This window comes from Azorhizophilus paspali, assembly GCF_043587585.2.
GTDB classification, from domain to species: Bacteria; Pseudomonadota; Gammaproteobacteria; order Pseudomonadales; family Pseudomonadaceae; genus Azotobacter; species Azotobacter paspali.
The window spans coordinates 3,464,448-3,482,485 of record NZ_CP171449.1 but is presented as its reverse complement, the minus strand read 5'-3'; the positions used below and the strand labels follow the sequence as shown (position 1 = coordinate 3,482,485).

At 63.3% G+C, this 18,038-nt stretch carries 15 protein-coding genes and 1 pseudogene; 7 read left to right on the top strand and 9 right to left on the bottom strand.

Annotation, left to right across the window (positions count from 1 at the left end):
* The first annotated feature begins 58 nt into the window (after nt 1-58).
* Nucleotides 59-289 (top strand): hypothetical protein, encoded by a 231-nt coding sequence (locus tag ACGI6K_RS16840; protein ID WP_376948224.1) that lies wholly within the window; start codon nt 59-61, stop codon nt 287-289.
* Nucleotides 290-293: 4 nt separating this feature from the next.
* Here the strand turns inward: ACGI6K_RS16840 and ACGI6K_RS16835 are convergent, their stop codons facing one another.
* Complete coding sequence (locus ACGI6K_RS16835; RefSeq protein WP_376948225.1) at nt 294-1,850, bottom strand: TerC family protein; 1,557 nt, start codon at nt 1,848-1,850, stop codon at nt 294-296.
* A gap of 535 nt (nt 1,851-2,385) precedes the next feature.
* On the opposite strand from ACGI6K_RS16835, the gene ACGI6K_RS16830 reads away from it, so the two are divergent.
* Nucleotides 2,386-3,090 (top strand): GNAT family N-acetyltransferase, encoded by a 705-nt coding sequence (locus ACGI6K_RS16830; RefSeq protein WP_376948226.1) that lies wholly within the window; start codon nt 2,386-2,388, stop codon nt 3,088-3,090.
* A 58-nt stretch (nt 3,091-3,148) separates the two neighbouring features.
* Here the strand turns inward: ACGI6K_RS16830 and rlmF are convergent, their stop codons facing one another.
* The 6 genes from rlmF to ACGI6K_RS16800 form a co-directional block, all read right to left on the bottom strand.
* On the bottom strand, nt 3,149-4,156 hold the full coding sequence (gene rlmF, locus ACGI6K_RS16825; RefSeq protein ID WP_376948227.1) for a 23S rRNA (adenine(1618)-N(6))-methyltransferase RlmF: 1,008 nt from the start codon (nt 4,154-4,156) through the stop codon (nt 3,149-3,151).
* Nucleotides 4,157-4,233: 77 nt separating this feature from the next.
* Nucleotides 4,234-5,994 (bottom strand): putative bifunctional diguanylate cyclase/phosphodiesterase, encoded by a 1,761-nt coding sequence (locus tag ACGI6K_RS16820; RefSeq protein WP_376948228.1) that lies wholly within the window; start codon nt 5,992-5,994, stop codon nt 4,234-4,236.
* A 429-nt stretch (nt 5,995-6,423) separates the two neighbouring features.
* Nucleotides 6,424-9,258, bottom strand: coding sequence for a valine--tRNA ligase (locus tag ACGI6K_RS16815; protein ID WP_376948229.1), 2,835 nt, complete (start codon nt 9,256-9,258; stop codon nt 6,424-6,426).
* 144 nt (nt 9,259-9,402) lie between these two features.
* Nucleotides 9,403-9,747: a DNA polymerase III subunit chi gene (locus tag ACGI6K_RS16810; protein WP_376948230.1), complete on the bottom strand. Its 345-nt coding sequence runs from the start codon at nt 9,745-9,747 to the stop codon at nt 9,403-9,405.
* A gap of 6 nt (nt 9,748-9,753) precedes the next feature.
* On the bottom strand, nt 9,754-10,182 hold the full coding sequence (locus ACGI6K_RS16805; RefSeq protein WP_376948231.1) for a DNA polymerase III subunit chi: 429 nt from the start codon (nt 10,180-10,182) through the stop codon (nt 9,754-9,756).
* 46 nt (nt 10,183-10,228) lie between these two features.
* Entirely contained in the window at nt 10,229-11,719 is a 1,491-nt protein-coding gene (locus tag ACGI6K_RS16800; protein WP_376948232.1) for a leucyl aminopeptidase, read from the bottom strand.
* A gap of 270 nt (nt 11,720-11,989) precedes the next feature.
* Between ACGI6K_RS16800 and lptF the strand changes: the two genes are divergently transcribed.
* Complete coding sequence (gene lptF, locus ACGI6K_RS16795; protein ID WP_376948233.1) at nt 11,990-13,111, top strand: LPS export ABC transporter permease LptF; 1,122 nt, start codon at nt 11,990-11,992, stop codon at nt 13,109-13,111.
* The gene (gene lptG / locus ACGI6K_RS16790) at nt 13,104-14,165 is read left to right on the top strand and encodes an LPS export ABC transporter permease LptG (RefSeq protein WP_376948234.1); all 1,062 of its coding nucleotides are present in this window, start codon (nt 13,104-13,106) and stop codon (nt 14,163-14,165) included. The genes lptF and lptG overlap by 8 nt, the downstream gene beginning before the upstream one ends.
* A 48-nt stretch (nt 14,166-14,213) precedes the next feature.
* Here the strand turns inward: lptG and ACGI6K_RS16785 are convergent, their stop codons facing one another.
* Nucleotides 14,214-14,708, bottom strand: a complete 495-nt coding sequence (locus ACGI6K_RS16785) for an RDD family protein (RefSeq protein ID WP_376948235.1) — start codon at nt 14,706-14,708, stop codon at nt 14,214-14,216.
* Between the two features lie 97 nt (nt 14,709-14,805).
* Complete coding sequence (locus ACGI6K_RS16780) at nt 14,806-15,018, bottom strand: cold-shock protein (protein WP_012699820.1); 213 nt, start codon at nt 15,016-15,018, stop codon at nt 14,806-14,808.
* Nucleotides 15,019-16,123: 1,105 nt separating this feature from the next.
* On the opposite strand from ACGI6K_RS16780, the gene ACGI6K_RS16775 reads away from it, so the two are divergent.
* From ACGI6K_RS16775 to ACGI6K_RS16765, 3 genes and pseudogenes are all read left to right on the top strand, one after another.
* Nucleotides 16,124-16,456, top strand: coding sequence for a DUF2790 domain-containing protein (locus tag ACGI6K_RS16775; protein ID WP_376948236.1), 333 nt, complete (start codon nt 16,124-16,126; stop codon nt 16,454-16,456).
* Between the two features lie 309 nt (nt 16,457-16,765).
* Complete coding sequence (locus ACGI6K_RS16770) at nt 16,766-17,041, top strand: hypothetical protein (RefSeq protein ID WP_376948237.1); 276 nt, start codon at nt 16,766-16,768, stop codon at nt 17,039-17,041.
* 118 nt (nt 17,042-17,159) lie between these two features.
* Nucleotides 17,160-18,035: pseudogene (locus ACGI6K_RS16765) on the top strand (IS110 family transposase); the annotation flags it as partial.
* Nucleotides 18,036-18,038 lie beyond the last annotated feature (3 nt).

Genomic DNA, 18,038 nt, shown 5'->3' with positions numbered 1-18,038 from the left:
GCGAAATGGTAACCAATCTTCTGTAAATAGCTGCCATCGCAAAGCGGAGCCCCGTGGTATGTCCACCCTGACCGAACTCGTCGAACAGATCGCCCAACTCTATCCCCTTGAGGACAAGCGGGTCGGCAAACGCTATCGCGTGGTCGACGAACTGGCGGGAATGACCGAGCTAGAGGAGGTCGGCGGCGCGCCGCGCTACATTCGCACCGCCGAACTGCAGGACCGCCGGCTGTGGGCGTACGCCAACGACAGTTGGCTCGAGCGGCGCCGGCGCGGCAATCGGCGCTGACCGGTCAGGTCCGGGGCGGCTGCAGCAGCATGCGGGTGATCCGCCGCTCCTTCACTTCGCTGACCCGTAGCCGCCAACCGCGATAGGTGAGTTCGTCGCCGGCTGCCGGCAGGCGGTCGAGCAGACTCATGGCTAGCCCCGCTAGGGTCTGGTAGTCGTCGGTGGCCTGGGCCTGGAGGCCTAGGCGTCGACCGAGCCGCGTCAGGCTGATGGCGCCGCTGACCTCGTAGGCCCCTTCGCGCTCGATCACGTCCGGTCCCTGCATCTCGCTGGCGTCCGGCAGTTCACCGGCGATTGCCTCGAGAATATCGGTGAGGGTCAGCAGGCCCTCGAAATGGCCGAATTCGTTGACCACGAACGCCACATGGGTCGAGGCTTGGCGCATCTGTTCGAGGGCGTTGAGCACCGAGCAGCCATCCGGCAAATTGAGCGGCTGGCGTACCAGCCGCTCGATGTCCGGGTGCTCGTCCTGCAGCAGCAGGCGCAGCAGTTCCTTCTTGTGCACGTAGCCCAGGGGCTCGTCGATGGCGGCGCTACGCGCCACCACCAGCCGCGAGTGGGGCGAGTCGAGCAGACGTTGGCGGATCTGCGCCTCGTCGGCGTCGAGGGCGATGTGGTCGACCTGCATGCGGTCGGTCATTGCGCTGGCGATGGGCCGTTCGGCCAGGTGCAGCACGCCGCTGATCATCACCCGTTCGCGGCGGCCGAAGAGCGCGGTGCCGGCCTCGTCGCCGCCGAGCATGTCGGCGATCTCCTCGCCGATCTCCTCGGCCTCCAGCCGCTGCCCGCCGAGCAGGCGCAGCACCGCGTGGGCGGTGCGCTCGCGCAGCGTGTGCCGACCCTGCAACTGTTTCTTGCGACGCCAGCGGGCCAACTGGTTGAACAGCTCGATGAGGATCGAGAAGCCGATCGCCGCGTACAGGTAGCCCTTGGGAATGTGGAAGCCGAGGCCTTCCGCGGTGAGGCTGAGGCCGATCATCAGCAAAAAGCCCAGGCACAGCATGATCACCGTGGGGTGGGCGTTGACGAAGGCGGTCAGCGGCTTGCTAGCGACGATCATCAGGCCGATGGAGATCACCACGGCGAGCATCATCACCTGCAACTGGTCGACCATGCCGACGGCGGTGATCACCGCGTCCAGGGAGAACACCGCGTCGAGCACGACGATCTGCGCCACCACCGGCCAGAAGCGGGCGTAGGTCCGGCTGCCGGACTGGATATGGGTATGGCCTTCGAGACGTTCGTGCAGTTCCATGGTGGCCTTGAACAGCAGGAACAGGCCGCCGAACAGCATGATTAGGTCGCGCCCGGAAAAGCTCTTGCCGAGTAGCGAGAGCAGCGGCTCGGTCAGGCTCACCAGCCAGGAGATGCTGGCCAACAGACCTAGGCGCATGAACAGCGCCAGCGACAGGCCGATGATCCGCGCGCGGTCGCGCTGCTCGGGCGGCAGCTTGTCGGCGAGGATGGCGATGAATACCAGGTTGTCGATGCCGAGCACGATCTCCAGCACGATCAGGGTCAGAAGACCCAGCCAGGCCGTGGGGTCAGCCAGCCATTCCATGAGCGGTTTCCTTTTGCGTTCGGATGCGGGGGAAAAGGAGCCTGCGGTCTTCCGGTAGCGGCGCGGGGGACGCGGGCAGGAGCAGAGTGAACGATGCCGGCTCGGCCGGGAAGTAGGCTCCGGGCCGGTGGGACGGCTGACTGCAAGTGTGGTCCATGTGCGACCGATGAATGAGGAGAAGTGCGCCATGTTACGGCAGAGCCCCGGCGTCGCTAAGCGCGCAAACGTAACCGTTTTTTAGAGTCCAGCGGACCAGGGGCAGGCGTTTCGGTGCGTGCTCGTCATGGGCGCGTCGGCCTGGAGAGGATTTGTGCCGCGCCGGGCACGGTCGTGCGGGCCAGCGGGAGGTGCTCTTCTATATGTGTGTATGTATGTCCGTTTTTCCAGGGCCGCAGCTAGAGTTGATGGAGATTGGTACTCGGGTACTCGGAGGCCGATCGCCGCAGTTCGCAAACAAGCTGTCAGGTTGACGAGTTCGCAGTCTTTTCAGCCCTTGAGTTGTGCCTTCAACATTTCGAAGCACGATGAGGCCATCATGGAAAGCTTGCAACGGCATGACCATGTCGCTCGGACATGGCGCAGAATGCAGCAGTTGGGTCCCGCCCACAGCCTTCACTTGCTGCTGGTGAAAACCATTAATTGCCTGGCGTTGTTCAAGATCCTGCGCGGTATTCTGCTGCTCGAGGTCGATCCGGCGTTCCTCGACTGTCCGGCCGGCTACACGCCGGGCTTTCTTGACGAGAAGCGACTGCGTCACTTCGTCGGCGATCCACGTAGCGGGCTGGATGACGCTTTTCTCGACGAGGCCCTGGCTAAGGGCGATCGTTGCTATGCGATTCTCGACGGCGAGACGCTGGCCGCCTACGGCTGGTACTCGCGTCTGCCGACCCGCATCGACCCGCCGGACCTGCTGCTCGGTTTCGATCCGGAGTATGTCTACATGTACAAGGGGCTGACCGATCCTCGTTATCGAGGGCGGCGATTGCACGCCATTGGCATGAACCGGGCATTGCAGTGCTATCGGGAGGAGGGTGCGAAAGGGATCGTTTCCTATGTCGAATCGACCAACGGCGACTCGCTCAAATCCTGCTTCCGCCTGGGTTACCGGGCGTTCGGCTCGATCTACCTGCTGCGTCTCTTCGGCTACGACCTGCGCCTGTGCGGTCCCGGTTGTCGCCGCTATCGGTTCGCCCTGCACGACGATGAGCCGATGGAGGGCATGAGCGCTCGCAAGGCGTGAGGGCGGGGTGTTTCCGCTCGCCGGATGCGGTTGGTGTCGCGTGCCGGTCGAGCGGGCCTCAATCCCGGGCGGTTTCCCTGCGCGGAGTTTTCCTGCGTTCTTCCCGCCAGTGGCGCCGGGCAGCGTCGTCGAGGAAGGTCCAGGCGACGAAGCGGCTCTGCTTCTGCCCCTGGGCCATGGGCACGACACGCACTTCGCGGGCTCCGGCCCGCTGCAGCGCGGTCCGGGCGGCGGGCAGGTTGGCGGCCTTGGAGATCAGGCTGCTGAACCAGCACACCTGTCCGGCGAACTGCGCGCTTTCTGCGATCATCCGGGCGACGAAGGCGGCTTCGCCGCCGGGGCAGCAGAGTTCGGCGCCCTGGCCGCCGAAGTTCAGCAGCGGCAGCTTGCGTCCGGGGTCGAGCTTGCCGAGGTTGCGCCACTTGCGCCGGCTGCCGCGGACGGCCTCTTCCGGCGAAGCGTGAAAGGGTGGGTTGCAGAGGCTCAGGTCGAAGCGTTCATCGCTTCGTAGCAGGCCCTGGAAGATGTGCGCGGGGTCGTTCTGGCGGCGCAGCCGGATGGCTGCGGCCAGACCCGGGTTGGCACGGACGATGGCCTCGGCCGAGGCCAGCGCGATCGGGTCGATGTCGGCGCCGAGAAAGCGCCAGCCGTATTCGCGGTGGCCGATCAGGGGGTAGATGCAGTTGGCGCCTACGCCGATGTCCAGCACCCGCAGCGCGGCGCCGCGTGGGATGATGCCGCTGTGCTCGGTGGCCAGGAGGTCGGCCAGGCCGTGCAGGTAGTCGGCGCGGCCGGGGATCGGCGGGCACAGGTAGCCGGGTGGGATGTCCCACTGGTGAATGCCGTAGTGCTCGGCGAGCAGGGCGCGGTTGAGGGCCTTCACCGCCTCGGGATCGGCGAAGTCGATGCTTCGCTTGCCGTAGGGGTTGAGGATGACGAAGGCGGCCAGCGCCGGATAGCGGCGGATCAGCGCGGGGAAGTCGTAGCGGCCCCGGTGGCGGTTGCGTGGATGCAGCGGGCTCGGACCTTGCGCTGGCGGCATGGAGGAATGGGGTGTACTCGGCATCGCGGAGGGCTGGCGGGAAGCTGGGCGACGGATTATCCCACAACTCGGGGCGGCGCGCTGCCCGGTGCTCGACATCGCTATCGGTCAGGCCAGCGCCTTGCCAGCCACGGCGACAACTGATCGGCGGACAACGGCTGCGAGAGCAGGAAGCCCTGGACCACCTGATAGCCCCGGTTGGTGAGCAGCCGGCGTTGTTCCTCGTTTTCCACTCCCTCGGCGAACACAGCGATGCGTAGGCTGTCGCCGATGTGCATGGCCACCTCGCTCAGGGCGCGGGTGGCCTCGTCGTGCTCCAGGTCGCGGACGAAGCTGCGGTCCAGTTTCAGGGCGCGGATCGGCAGGTGGCGCAGGTAACCGAGACAGGACTGGCCGGTACCGAAGTTGTCGACGGTCAGGCCGATGCCCATAGCCTGTACGGCACGCAGGGTGTTCAGCGAGCCGGGGTTGCTGCCGAGCAGTGCCTCCTGGGTGATTTCCAGGTTCAAAGCGGCCGGCGCCAGGGCATGGCGGCGCAGGATGTCGGCGATCCGAGTGGGCAGTTCGGTGTCGTGGATGCTGAGCGGCGACAAATTCACCGAGACCGTCACCGGTTCGAGTCCGGCCTCGCGCCAGGCGGCGAGTTGCCGGCAGGCCTCCTCCAGCGCCCAGCGATCCAGCTCGCCGGCCAGCCCGCATTCCTCCGCCAGCGGAACGAAGCGGCTCGGCGGAATGTCGCCGAGTTGCGGGTGGAACCAGCGGGCCAGGGCTTCGATGCCGCATAGCCGGCCGCTGTTGAGGTCGATCTGCGGCTGGTAGTGGAGCCGCAACTGTTGCCGCCGCAGCGCCTCGCGCAGGTCCATCTCGAGCATCCGGCGCTCCTGAACCTGACGGTTCATCTCCGCGCTGAAAAAACTGAACTGGCCGCCTCCTTTGCTTTTGGCCTGATACATGGCGAGGTCGGCGCAGTACAGCAGGGTTTTCATGTCTTCGCCGTCGTCGGGAAAGCAACTGATGCCGATGCTGGCCGAGGGGGCGAGGGTCGTTCCAGCGATCTGGCAGGACGCCGACAACTGCTTCTGGATGCGCTGGATGGTTTCGGTCGTCTGCCGGAGATCGTAGTCGGCGAGCACCACGACGAATTCGTCGCCGGCCAGGCGGCCGACGATGTCGGTAGCCCGCACTTCGCTGCGCAGGCGCTCGGCGATGGTGCGCAGCATGATGTCGCCGGCCGGATGGCCGAGGGTGTCGTTGATCCGCTTGAAACGGTCCAGGTCGAAGAACAGGACGTTCAAAGTCGTGCGCTCGCACCTGGCCCGAGCGATCGCCTGGTCGGCCTGGATCAGCAGCAGGCCTCGATTGGGCAGGTCAGTGAGGGGGTCGTAGAAGGCCAGTTGGCGAATCCGGTCGTAACTTTCTTCGCGCTCTAGCATCAGTTGGCGACAACGCTGCCATGCGACCTCCTCGCGTTCGGTCTGAACGCTGACGTCGATGGCGATTTGGACGATGCGCTTCAGGCGTCCGTCGTCGTCGCGAATGGGGACGTAGGTCGACTCCAGCCACAGACACCGGCCGTTGGCGCTTGTGTAGGGGTAGCGGCCGTTCGCCGGGCGGCCCATTTCCAGTCCGGCCCACAGATCGTCGAAATCGTGCCGGTTGGCCGGGTCGGGCGCGCAGAGTTGCTGGTGACGGCGCTGGCCAATGTATTGCTCGCTGTAGCCGAAGATCTGCCGGTACTTGTCGTTGACGCGCAGAACGCGGCCGTTCGGCGCGAATTCGGCGATGGCCATGGCGTGTTCGAGAACGGCGAGCAGTTCCAACTGTTCGGCGGACGACTGGGGGAAGGATGGCGGCTGCTTCATTCTTGTCTGCAATTGGCATCGGTCGACGGGAGGAGTCCCGTCGTGCGGCGCGCTAGGAAATAGCGCGCAGGCACGAACCGGGCGTGGCCTGGCAGTCCTGCGACGGGATTGGCTTGGTGCAGCCATCGCGAGTCCTGCGGGGATGATGCCATGCCACAGGATAGATGCGTCATTCTATATGATGGCTATTTGATATCTATTTGTGGCGGTTTGCCAGAATGTGAAGCATGCACGCTTCTGGGAGGGCTGTTACGCGAAACGGCACGGTCGGGATCGACTGGATTCCGGTCTCATCGTCCGCTTCGAGCCGCGTCTCGCCGGCTTTTTGGGCGCGGGCGGGCCGTACGAATGAAAAAGGCCGTCCGCCGGGATTGACCGGCGGACGGCCTCGTCGAGAGCCGGCACGCCCTCGCGTGCCGGTCGGGTGCCTTAGAGGTTGGCGATACGCGCGCGCTGTTCGCCTAACTTGCTCAAGGCCTGTTCGGCCTCGTTCAGTCTGGTACGCTCCTTGGCGATCACCTCGGCCGGGGCCTTGTCGACGAAACTGGCGTTGTCCAGCTTGCCGCCGACACGCTTGACCTCGCCTTCCAGGCGCTGGATCTCCTTGTCCAGACGGGCCAGTTCGGCGTCCTTGTCGATCAGCCCGGCCATCGGCACCAGTACCTGCATCTCGCCGACCAGTGCGGTGGCGGCCAGCGGCGCTTCCTCGCCGGCCTCGAGCACACGGATGGATTCCAGCTTGGCCAGTTTCGTCAGCAGTGGCCGGTTTTCTTCGAGGCGCCGCCGGTCGCTGTTCGACGCGTTGTTCAGCGCCACGTCGATGCGCCTGGCCATGGAGATGTTCATTTCGCCGCGGATCTGCCGTACGCCGAGCATCAGCGCCTTGACCCACTCGATGTCCTCCTCGGCGGCCGCGTCGATGCGCGCCTCGTCGGCCAGCGGCCAGGGTTGCAGCATCAGGGTCGGGCCGGACTTGCCGGCCAGCGGCGCGAGACGCTGCCAGATTTCCTCGCTGATGAAGGGCATGAAGGGGTGCGCCAGGCGCAGGGCGGTTTCCAGTACCCGCACTAGGGTACGCCGGGTGCCGCGCTGGCGGGTTTCTGGTGCCGTCTCGTCCCAGAGCACCGGCTTGACCAGCTCCAGGTACCAGGCGCAGTACTGGTCCCAGATGAACTCGTAGAGCGCTTGGGCGGCGAGATCGAAGCGGAAGGCGTCGAGCTGGCGGGTCACTTCCTGCTCGGTGCGCTGCAGCGCCGAGACGATCCAGCGGTCCACCGAGGACAGCTCGACGGGTTCGTCGGCGGCGCCGCAGTCTTTGCCCTCGGTGTTCTCGAAGACGAAGTTGGCGGCGTTCCACAGCTTGTTGCAGAAGTTGCGGTAGCCCTCGACCCGGCCCATGTCGAACTTGATGTCGCGGCCGGTGGAGGCCAGCGAGCAGAAGGTGAAACGCAGCGCGTCGGTGCCGTAGCTGGCGATGCCCTCGGGGAATTCGGCGCGGGTCTGCTTGGCGATCTTCTCGGCGAGCTTGGGTTGCATCATGCCGCTGGTGCGCTTGGCCACCAGGCTTTCCAGGTCGATGCCGTCGACGATATCCAGCGGGTCGAGCACGTTACCCTTGGATTTGGACATCTTGTGACCCTGGCTGTCGCGTACCAGGCCATGGACGTAGACAGTCTTGAAGGGGCTCTGCCCGGTCAGGTGTAGGGACAGCATGATCATCCGGGCGACCCAGAAGAAGATGATGTCGAAGCCGGTGACCAGCACGTCGGTAGGGTGGAAGGTCTTGAGGAACTCGGTCTGCTGTGGCCAGCCGAGGGTGGAGAAGGTCCACAGGCCGGAGCTGAACCAGGTGTCCAGCACGTCTTCGTCCTGGCGCAGCGGCTCGTTGTTGCGGATCGCGTACTTGCTGCGCACTTCCGCCTCGTCGCGGCCGACGTAGGCGTTGCCGGCCTCGTCGTACCAGGCCGGGATGCGGTGGCCCCACCAGAGCTGACGGCTGATGCACCAGTCCTGGATATCGCGCATCCAGGAGAAGTACATGTTCTCGTACTGCCTGGGTACGAACTGGATGGAGCCGTCCTCGACGGCGGCGATGGCCTTCTCGGCCAGCGGCTTGGTGGAGACATACCACTGATCGGTCAGCCAGGGTTCGATGATGGTCCCGGAACGGTCGCCGCGCGGCACCTTCAGCGCGTGGTCGTCGATCTTCTCGAGAAGGCCCATGCCCTCGAAATCGGCGACGATGGCCTTGCGCGCGTCGAAGCGGTCCATGCCGGCGTAGCCGTCCGGCAGGCTGGGGTCGACGCGGATGTTCGGCGTGCCATCGATGTCGAACACCTGGGCCTGGGCTAGGACGCCGGCGTTCCTGTCGAAGATGTTGATCAGCGGCAAGTGGTGGCGCTTGCCGACCTCATAGTCGTTGAAGTCGTGGGCCGGGGTGATCTTCACGCAGCCGGTGCCGAATTCGCGGTCGACGTACTCGTCGGCGACGATCGGGATCAGGCGGTTGACCAGCGGCAGCAGTACGTGGCGGCCGATCAGGTCCCGGTAGCGCTCGTCTTCCGGGTGCACGGCGACGGCGGCGTCGCCCAGCATGGTTTCCGGGCGGGTAGTAGCGACCACCAGGTAGTCCTTGCCCTCGGCGGTGCGGGCGTCGTCGGCCAGCGGGTAGCGCAGGTGCCAGAGGTGGCCCTTTTCGTCATGGTTCTCCACTTCCAAGTCGGAGATCGCGGTGTGCAGCTTGGTGTCCCAGTTGACCAGGCGCTTGCCGCGGTAGATCAGGCCATCCTCGTGGAGGCGGACGAAGGCTTCCTTGACCGCTTCGGAAAGGCCCTCGTCCATGGTGAAGCGTTCCCGCGACCAGTCCACCGAGCTGCCGAGGCGGCGAATCTGCCGGGTGATGGTGCCGCCGGACTGTTCCTTCCATTCCCAGACCTTGTCGAGGAACTTCTCGCGGCCGAGCGCGTGGCGGTCGAGGCCCTGGGCCGCCAGTTGGCGCTCCACCACCATCTGAGTGGCGATGCCGGCGTGGTCGGTACCCGGTTGCCACAGGGTGTTGCGGCCCTGCATGCGGCGGAAGCGGATCAGCGCGTCCATGATCGCGTTGTTGAAGCCGTGGCCCATGTGCAGGCTGCCGGTGACGTTCGGCGGCGGGATCATGATGGTGTAGGGTTCGCCGCTGCCCTGCGGGGCGAAGTAGTTCTTCGACTCCCATTCGGCGTACCAACGGGATTCAATGGCGTGCGGCTGGTAGGTCTTGTCCATGCGGAGGAAACCCTTGTAAGACGGCTAATCTGGGAAAGACCGGGGAGTATAAATGTAAATACTTGTTCATGGTTTCATGTATTTACGGCGAGCTGGGTTTCTGTAAATACAGGAATACAGGCGAGTGGCAGCAAGGCCTGCGTGCTACGGCTTGCGGGTGACGAGCAGGAGGCTCAGGCGGGCTTCGAGGCGGCGTTTCAGCTCGGCTTCGATCTGCGGCACGAAATCGTCGACGACCTCTTGCAGGATCGACTGGGCCTCGGCACGCAAGTTCCGCTCCAGACGCGGCGGCAGGGCGGCCGGAAGCAGCTCGGCTTCATCTTCCGCTTCTTCATCGCCGGGAACGATCTCCGAGAGCAGCGGGATGTCGTCGGCGTCGAGGGCTTCGGTGAGCAGGGGTGGCAGCGAGTCTTCGTCCAGCAGGTCGCGGATCGATTGCAAATCGCTCAATAGGTGGTTGGTGTCCGGTTTTGGCTTCAGACTATCCATGGCGTGTCAGATGCGTGACAGACGATGATCCTGTAAAGCATAGCCACGCTCGCGGTAGAAGCGGTAGCTGGCGCGCGTGGCTTGACGTATGACCGGTTCGCTCACCACCAGTTCGGCGATTCGCTCGAAACGTGCGCAGAAGGACGGCACGCTCAGGGCCAGGTTGATCAGCAGGTCGCGATGGCTGCCGGGGGCGTCGCCTAGGCCCAGGGCGATCGGTGCATCGGCGTCCTCCTCGAACAGGCCGTGGGGGAGGAAGGCCTCGCTCTTGAAGCTCCATAGCCGGGCGTCCAGCGTTTCGCGTTGGGGCGCGTCCTGACAGTGCAGGTAGATGCGGCGCCCCAGGCGCCAAGCCTTTTCCGTCAGCTTGCAGGCGAAATCCAGGCGTGCCGCCGGGTCCGCGGAGGGCAGAATATAGAAGTCGACCTGGGGCATGGAGTCCTCGGCGGCGCGGGAGCGGGTCGGCCGCTCCCGCCGTGGCTCAGGGGGTGCTGCGGTCCAGCAGGAACTGGGTCAACAGCGGTACCGGGCGGCCGGTGGCGCCCTTTTCCTTGCCGCCGCTGATCCAGGCCGTGCCGGCGATGTCCAGGTGCGCCCAGTGGTAGTTCTTGGCGAAGCGCGAGAGGAAGCAGGCGGCGGTGATGGTGCCGGCCTTTGGGCCGCCGATGTTGGCCATGTCGGCGAACGGGCTGTCGAGCTGCTCCTGGTATTCCTCGAACAGCGGCAACTGCCAGGCGCGGTCGGCGGCATGTTCGCCGGCCTCGAGGACTTGGCGGATCAGGCCGTCGTCGTTGCCCATCAGGCCCGAGGCCTGGGTGCCCAGGGCGGTGATGCAGGCGCCGGTGAGGGTGGCGATGTCGATCACCGCCTGCGGTTTGAAGCGTTCGGCGTAGGTGAGGGTGTCGCACAGCACCAGACGGCCTTCGGCGTCGGTGTTGAGGATCTCCACGGTCTGTCCGCTCATGCTGGTGACGATGTCGCCGGGGCGGGTGGCGCCGCCGCTGGGCATGTTCTCGGCACAGGCCAGGAGGCCCACGACGTTGATCGGCAGCGCCAGTTCGAGTAGGGCGCGGAAGGTGCCGAGCACGCTGGCGGCGCCGCACATGTCGTACTTCATCTCGTCCATGCCCGAGCCCGGCTTGAGGCTGATGCCGCCGCTATCGAAGGTGATGCCCTTGCCGACCAGCACGAAGGGTTGCTCGTCCTTCTTGCCGCCCTGGTAGTCGAGCACGATCAGCCGTGGCGGCTGGTCGCTGCCCTGGGCCACGGCGAGGAAGGCGCCCATGCCGAGCTCCTTGAGTTTTTTCTCGTCGAGGACTTCGACCTTCAAAGTGTCGTAGGCCTTGGCCAGCGCTTTGGCCTCGTTGACCAGGGAGGTCGGATTGCAGAGGTTCGGCGGCAGGTTACCGAGGTCGCGGGTCAGGGCCGTGCCGTTGACGATCGCCTGGGCATGGCTGGCGGCGCGCTCCACCTCGGCCTGACTGGCCTTGTCGCAGAGCAGGACGAGCTTCTTCAGAGCCGGCGCGGTGGCCTTCTCGCTCTTAAAGCGATCGAACGCATAGGTAGCGTCGAGCAGGGTCTCGGCCAGCAGGCGGGTCTTGCCATAGGTGTCACGTCCCTTGACCTGGAGTTCGCCCAGGGTCAGGGCGGCATCGCTGCCGCCCAGGCCCTTCAGCGCGCCGTAAGCCGCGGCGGCGATCTTGCGGAACTGGCGGTCGCTCAACTCGCCCTCCTTGCCGGCGCCGACCAGCAGCACGCGTTCCGCCTTGAGGTTCGGCACCGCGTACAGCAGCAGGGTCTGTCCGACCTTGCCGACAAGGTCGCCGCGCTTGAGAACGGCCGACAGGGCGCCGTCGGCGGCCTGGTCGATGGCCTTGGCGGTGGCGCCCAGTTTGCGGCCTTCGCCGACGGCAACCACCAGCGTTGCAGTTTTCAGGGTTTGCGGGCTGGTACTTTTGACAACGAGTTGCATGGCGTGATGTCCCCAAGACAAATGGGTCTGGTTTGCAGGATAATGCCGTTCTTTTTTGTGGCGCGTTGCAGGCCGCTGGGAATGCTGCGTTCGGCCATCGGTGCGGGATCGGGTTGGCGCCCTTTCACGTCAGGGACACTGCACAGCCTTGCCTGGTCCTGCCCCGTTCGGCCGCGTGGCTTCTTCGACGGCCCGTGGGGCGGTGGGTCGGCAACGAGGCGGCTAGTTTGAGCACAGCCGCCTAAGCCTGACAACCCTGGAGTGTCCGGTTTGATCATTCCTCGCTATCTCTCCCGTGAACTGCTGATGACGCTGGGCGCGGTCAGTGCCGTGCTGCTGGCGATCATCATGAGCGGCCGCTTCATCAAATATCTGGCGCAGGCCGCTCAAGGCCTGCTCGATCCCGGCGTACTGCTGCAGATCATGCTCTACCGGGTGCCCAGCTTCCTCGAGCTGATCCTGCCGCTGGGGCTGTTTCTCGGTATTCTGCTGGCCTACGGCCGGTTGTATCTGGACAGCGAGATGACCGTGCTGGCGGCGACCGGCATGAGCCCGCAGCGCCTGGCCGTCTATACCCTGGTACCGGCTATTCCGGTCGCCGCGCTGGTGGCCTGGATGAGCCTGGGGCTGGCGCCCCAGGGGATACGCCTGGTCGAGCAACTGCTCAACGAGCAGAAAGCTCTGACCGAGTTCGATACCCTGGTGCCGGGCCGCTTCCAGACCATGAAGGACGGTTCCCGGGTGACCTATGTCGAGGACCTGACGAATGATCGCACCGAGCTTTCCCGCGTGTTCATCAGCGAGAAGCGGATGTCCCGCGACGGTGGGAAGGAGCGTGGCATCGCTGTACTGGTGGCGGAGGGTGGGCGTCAGGAAATACAGGCGGACGGCAGTCGTTACCTGATCCTGCAGAACGGCTACCGCTACGATGGCAACCCTGGCGAAGCCGACTATCGGGTGATCCGCTACGACACCTATGGGGTGCTGCTGGCCAGGCCGGTGGTGAGCAGCGAGATCAACGAGCGCGAGGCGATTCCCACCAGTGAGTTGATCGGCAGCGACCAGCCGCGTCATCAGGCCGAGCTGCAATGGCGCCTTTCCCTGCCCCTGCTGGTGTTCGTGGTCGCCGTGTTGGCGGTGCCGCTGGCCAAGGTCAATCCCCGCCAGGGCCGCTTTCTCAAGCTGCTTCCGGCGATTCTTCTCTACATGGCCTATCTGGCCACGCTGATCGCCGTGCGCGGCGAACTGGACAAAGGCAAGATCCCGATGCTGATAGGCCTCTGGTGGGTTCATGGAGTTTTCCTGCTGATCGCTCTGGGGCTGCTGTTCTGGGAGCCCCTGCATCTGCAATTGGCGCGTCGGCGTGCCGAGCGGAGTCTGAATCATGGGTAAGCTGGACAGATACATCGGCGCCAGCGTGTCTCTCTCCATCCTGGCGGTGCTCGGGGTGCTCGTTGGCCTGGCCCTGCTGTTCTCCTTCGTCGACGAACTGGGCGATGTCCAAGGCGATTACGATCTGGCCGCCGCGGCCTGGTACGTTTTTCTGACCGTGCCGCAGCGAACCTATGAAATGCTGCCGATGGGGGCGCTGATCGGTTGCCTGATCGGCCTCGGCAGCCTGGCCAGCAGTAGCGAACTCACGGTCATACGGGCTTCCGGGATATCCCTCGGCCGTATCGTCTGGGCGGTGATGAAGCCCATGCTGGTGCTGATGGTGCTCGGCGGTCTGCTCGGCGAATACCTAGCGCCCTGGGCGGAGAACAAGGCCGAAGCGCACCGTTCCCTGGCACAGGGCGGCGGCGAGGCGCAGACCTCCAAACATGGTCTCTGGCACCGCCAGGGCAACGAATTCGTGCATATCAACGCGGTGCAGCCGGGTGGCGTGCTGTACGGGGTGACGCGCTACCGCTTCGACGATCAGCGCCACATGCTGTGGTCCAGCTTTGCCCGGAAGGCGGAGTTCCGGGCGGGAAACTGGCAACTGGAGGACGTGACGACCACCCGTTTCCTCGAGCGCAGTACCGAGGTCGCCAAGGCCGCGACGGAACAGTGGGATATCTTGCTGAGTCCGCAACTGCTGGGAACGGTGGTCATGGACCCGGAAGCTTTGTCGGTCACCGGGCTCTGGCACTACATCCATTATCTGGCCGAGCAGGAGCTGAACAACGCGCGCTACTGGCTGGCCTTCTGGGGTAAGGTACTGCAGCCTCTGGTGACCGCGGCGCTGGTGCTGATGGCGATTTCTTTCATCTTCGGCCCGCTGCGTTCGGTCACCCTCGGACAGCGGCTTTTCACGGGGGTGCTGGCCGGCTTCGTCTTCCGCATGTTCCAGGACCTGCTCGGTCCTTCGAGCCAGGTGTTCGGCTTCTCTCCCCTGCTGGCAGTCCTCCTGCCCGCCGGGCTTTGCGCCCTGCTGGGGGGGTATCTGCTGCGACGGGCGGGGTAGGGGCTTTCCCCGTGCCGTCATGGCGCGCGGAGGAAGGCCGGGCGAGCGCTACTTCTTGTGGATGTTCTTCGGCAGTTGGACCACCTGGCTGCTGGAGTACATGTCTTGCCAGGTGCGTCCTCGTTTGTCCCAGAGCATCCAGAAATGGCCCAGGCCGAAGCACAGCCAGGAGGCGATGGCGACCAGAAAACGCAGCAGGGCCTGCCAGAGGTCGATTGCGGTGCCGTCGCTGTTCTGGACGCGCAGGCCCCAGACTTGCATGCCGAGGGTCTGGCCTTTGTATGTCCAGAATTTCGCGAAAAAGCCGAACAGGCAGAAGAACAATACAGTGGAGAGCAACGGGTCGCCATCCAATGCGCCGGCATCGGACAGTTGTCTGAGGCGCTCGCTACCGAGGATAGCCATCTGGACCAGCTTGTAGATGAAGGTGACGACGATCAGCAGGGCCATACAGAGCAGGACGTCATAGAACGTCGCCGCCAGGCGGCGGGGCAGCCCCGCGGCAGGAAAATCACCTCGGGGGGTCAGAGCGGGCTTGAGCATGGCGGACTCGCGGTTAGGCAAAAGCCGGCATTCTACGGAATCCGGGCATGAAAAAGCCCTCGATGCCGTCATCGAGGGCTTTTTGTCGAGCCGGCGATCAGCCCAGGATCTGAACCTTGTCAGCCTGCATGCCCTTCTGGCCCTGCACTGCTTCGAAGCTGACTTTCTGGCCTTCCTTCAGGCTCTTGAAGCCGGTACCTTCGATCGCACGGAAGTGAACGAACAGATCCGGACCGCTCTCGGGGGTGATGAAACCAAAGCCTTTCTCGTCGTTGAACCACTTGACGGTGCCGGTTTGACGATTCGACATGTCTTATTTCCTTGAAACTGGAGTTGATGGCAGTCTCTGTGACAACAGAGAGCTAGAACTGGTTGCAGAGAGTAAGAGAAGTCGAGCGGGATGTAGCGGACCTGTAGGACCTACTGCCACCAAGTCAAGATTCAACAGCGACCCACGCAAACACAGTTTAGATACTGTACGCCAAGTCCGCGGAAAAAGCCAAGCCCTGTAGCGGAAGGTTTTCATGGCCGGCTCGTTGCCTGAAACTTGTGGCTATTTTTGATGAAAAATCACGTTTTTATGAGAAATATCCATTTCCGTACAGGGATGTTGCGGCTTTTGCGCCGGGCGCGAAGCAGGGGAGGTCGACAGGCGAGCGGATGTCCAGCCGGCGCTTCGCCGAGCCTTGGACAGGCGTTGCCGACTCGTTTTGTTTCTATTGATTGCAGGATGATTGCAATGCGGCGCACTGTTCACGGGATCGGGGCGGCGAAGGTTTTCACGGCTCTTGAGCGAAGCGGGACAGGCGGGGTTTTCCCCTTGTTCCGCATTATGTGGGGGCAAGAAATTCGACTGGTTGCGGCATGATAATGCTTGAAGACAATAGGTATGGATCTTATTTTTCTTTGGCTTTTCGAAGGGATTTCATTCTTCGAATAATCTTCCATTCTATATATTCGCATTGAAATAACCCCATCCGATAAGCTTTGGCTTGACCCTGATGATCATGGGATCTTTGCTTGTATCGACGGCGGATGAAAATTACAGGCATTGTTCGGAAGTCGAATATGGCAGGGCTTCCGACGAGCGCTGGGTCGGGTGGCGCCAGGCAAGAAGGGGATTGTGGGCACATTCATGTGTCTTCCCGTGGCAGTGGGCGCTCATCCGATCATCGCTGTTACTGCAGGGACGCATATCCGTGACCGTTTCGCTTTCGTCGGGCGTGGCTACCGGATGTGGATGTGCTGGCGATGCGGAGAAGGGTTCTGCCGTGACCTCTCGCCGGTCGGGAGGACAGCGGGCCGGCTCCTCGCACCGGTTTCGCTTTTTACTTATGACTGCCTGAGGAGCGACGCCGGTTGTTGTGGTGCGTCGTGTGTTTCTTGAGTTCTTCTCCTGTGGGAGGGGTATTCCTATGACAGTCTTTGACATGAAATCCGTGAAAGTAATTTGCGCTGCAGCCCTACTTTTTCCGGCTTCCCTGTCCATGGCCGAGAATGGAGGCCGTCCTGCCTTAGAGCCTGAGGAGTTGGAAGAGATGATCATCTATTCCCAGGAGCCCGAAGTGGTGGATTACGAATATGGAATGCGCCTGGACATTGCCGAAGTGGTCGCCATGGAGTATTTCCCGCCCGAACCGGATTTTTGCGGGGTCATTCCTGCACAGATGACCTATGAGGACTCCACTGGAAATCTCAATACCATTCGTTATCTGTATCCGGAAACTGCGGGGTGCAATGATAACTAGTGTGTTTCCTGCTTCCCGCAAGAAGTTTATTTGATGCGATGCAGCTCCGAGAGGCGTCCTTTCGTCAATTGGAGACTTCATGGCCCGCTCTGACCGTTAGCACGAGCCCTTGCAAGACGAGTGTAGGCAACGGCGATCGATGCCTCGCTGGACCTCCCGGTAGCCTTGGTTCGGCTTTGGCATATCATCCTGCGCAAGGAAAGGAGATGTAATGTAAAGATGACTCGGGTCGATGGCACTTTGAGCCTGTCGTGCGGTCACAACGGGCACGTGGTTCCGCGTGAGTTGTTACGCTAAGAAGGGCAGCCGATGACCGTCGATCCGATTCTTTCTCTTGTACTTGCATGCTGTGGCTTGTTCATGGCCGGGCTGTTTCTGGGGTGCTGGATGCAGCCCACACCGAAATCGGGGGCAGATCCCGAGGAGCCGGTGGACGACGCCGGACTGTTCTACGGCTGGGATAGCCTCTCGGTCGACGAGCAACGGCAAAGGCTGGCACTGTACCAGCGGCGTGTGCGGGCGCGGATTGCCGAGCAGGAGCGGGCCTGGCTGCAGGCGCGGCTGCGCGAGTATGCGAAGGGCTGAAAGGCGTCGCGGACGAGACAACAAAAACCGGCTTTTAGCCGGTTTTAATGAGATGGTCACCCCCATACCCTGCGAAAGCTAACTTTCGCAGGGTGTTTTATTTTCGCAGACCATCGCCATGAGCACAGTCGCACTGGTAGGCATCGATCTTGGCAAGCACAGTTTCCATCTGCATGGGCAGGACAAGGCGGGGCAAGAAGTCTTCGGCAAAAAAGCGACACGCCTACAGATGATGCGTTTGCTGGGCAATCTGCCAGCCTGCACCGTGGCGCTGGAGGCCTGTACGGGGGCTCACTTCATTGCGCGCCAACTGATCGCGACCGGGCATGAGGTGAAGTTGATCGCGCCACGGTTTGTCCGTCCGTTCGTCAAGAGCAACAAGAACGACTTCATCGATGCCGAGGCGATCCGCGAAGCGGCTTCTCGACCGACCATGCGTTTTGTTACGCCGAAGACAGAGGTACGACAGACGTTATCGGTGCCGCACCGCATACGCGACTCCTTAGTGCGCGACCGTACGAAAACCGTCAATCCGGTCCATGGCTTCTTGTTGGAGTTCGGCGTCAGCTTGCCCAAGGGGCTTTCGCTGGTTAGGCGCTTGCCAACAACATTGGCCGAGCACGAGCTGCCGCACCGACTGGTCGTATTGCTGATGCGTTTGCATAGCCACGTCTGTTACCTGGACGAGCAGATCAGGGATTTGGACAAAGAAATGACCCACCAGTTGGCCGATGATGACCTGGGGCGTCGCCTGATGACCATTCCCTGCATCGGTCCGATCACGGCGAGCTTGTTGTCGGCGCAGGTTGGGGATGGCAAGCAGTACGGCTGTAGCCGGGACTTTGCCGCCTCGATCGGCTTGGCGCCACGGCAATACAGCACGGGTGGTCGGAGCAACCTGCTGGGCATCAGCCAGCGCGGTGACAAGAACCCGCGACGGCTACTGGTGCGGTGCGCCAGGGTTTATCCGCAACGACTGGAACACCATCATGGCTTC

Excerpts from the sequence above, each read along its gene's own strand:
- ACGI6K_RS16815 (WP_376948229.1), bottom strand. The coding sequence starts at position 9,258 with ATGGACAAGACCTACCAGCCGCACGCCATTGAATCCCGTTGGTACGCC.
- ACGI6K_RS16805 (WP_376948231.1), bottom strand. The coding sequence starts at position 10,182 with ATGCCCCAGGTCGACTTCTATATTCTGCCCTCCGCGGACCCGGCGGCA.
- lptG (WP_376948234.1), top strand. The coding sequence starts at position 13,104 with ATGGGTAAGCTGGACAGATACATCGGCGCCAGCGTGTCTCTCTCCATC.
- ACGI6K_RS16770 (WP_376948237.1), top strand. The coding sequence starts at position 16,766 with ATGACCGTCGATCCGATTCTTTCTCTTGTACTTGCATGCTGTGGCTTG.
- ACGI6K_RS16780 (WP_012699820.1), bottom strand. The coding sequence starts at position 15,018 with ATGTCGAATCGTCAAACCGGCACCGTCAAGTGGTTCAACGACGAGAAA.
- ACGI6K_RS16840 (WP_376948224.1), top strand. The coding sequence starts at position 59 with ATGTCCACCCTGACCGAACTCGTCGAACAGATCGCCCAACTCTATCCC.
- ACGI6K_RS16785 (WP_376948235.1), bottom strand. The coding sequence starts at position 14,708 with ATGCTCAAGCCCGCTCTGACCCCCCGAGGTGATTTTCCTGCCGCGGGG.
- ACGI6K_RS16800 (WP_376948232.1), bottom strand. The coding sequence starts at position 11,719 with ATGCAACTCGTTGTCAAAAGTACCAGCCCGCAAACCCTGAAAACTGCA.
- rlmF (WP_376948227.1), bottom strand. The coding sequence starts at position 4,156 with ATGCCGAGTACACCCCATTCCTCCATGCCGCCAGCGCAAGGTCCGAGC.
- ACGI6K_RS16820 (WP_376948228.1), bottom strand. The coding sequence starts at position 5,994 with ATGAAGCAGCCGCCATCCTTCCCCCAGTCGTCCGCCGAACAGTTGGAA.
- ACGI6K_RS16835 (WP_376948225.1), bottom strand. The coding sequence starts at position 1,850 with ATGGAATGGCTGGCTGACCCCACGGCCTGGCTGGGTCTTCTGACCCTG.
- ACGI6K_RS16810 (WP_376948230.1), bottom strand. The coding sequence starts at position 9,747 with ATGGATAGTCTGAAGCCAAAACCGGACACCAACCACCTATTGAGCGAT.
- ACGI6K_RS16830 (WP_376948226.1), top strand. The coding sequence starts at position 2,386 with ATGGAAAGCTTGCAACGGCATGACCATGTCGCTCGGACATGGCGCAGA.
- ACGI6K_RS16775 (WP_376948236.1), top strand. The coding sequence starts at position 16,124 with ATGACAGTCTTTGACATGAAATCCGTGAAAGTAATTTGCGCTGCAGCC.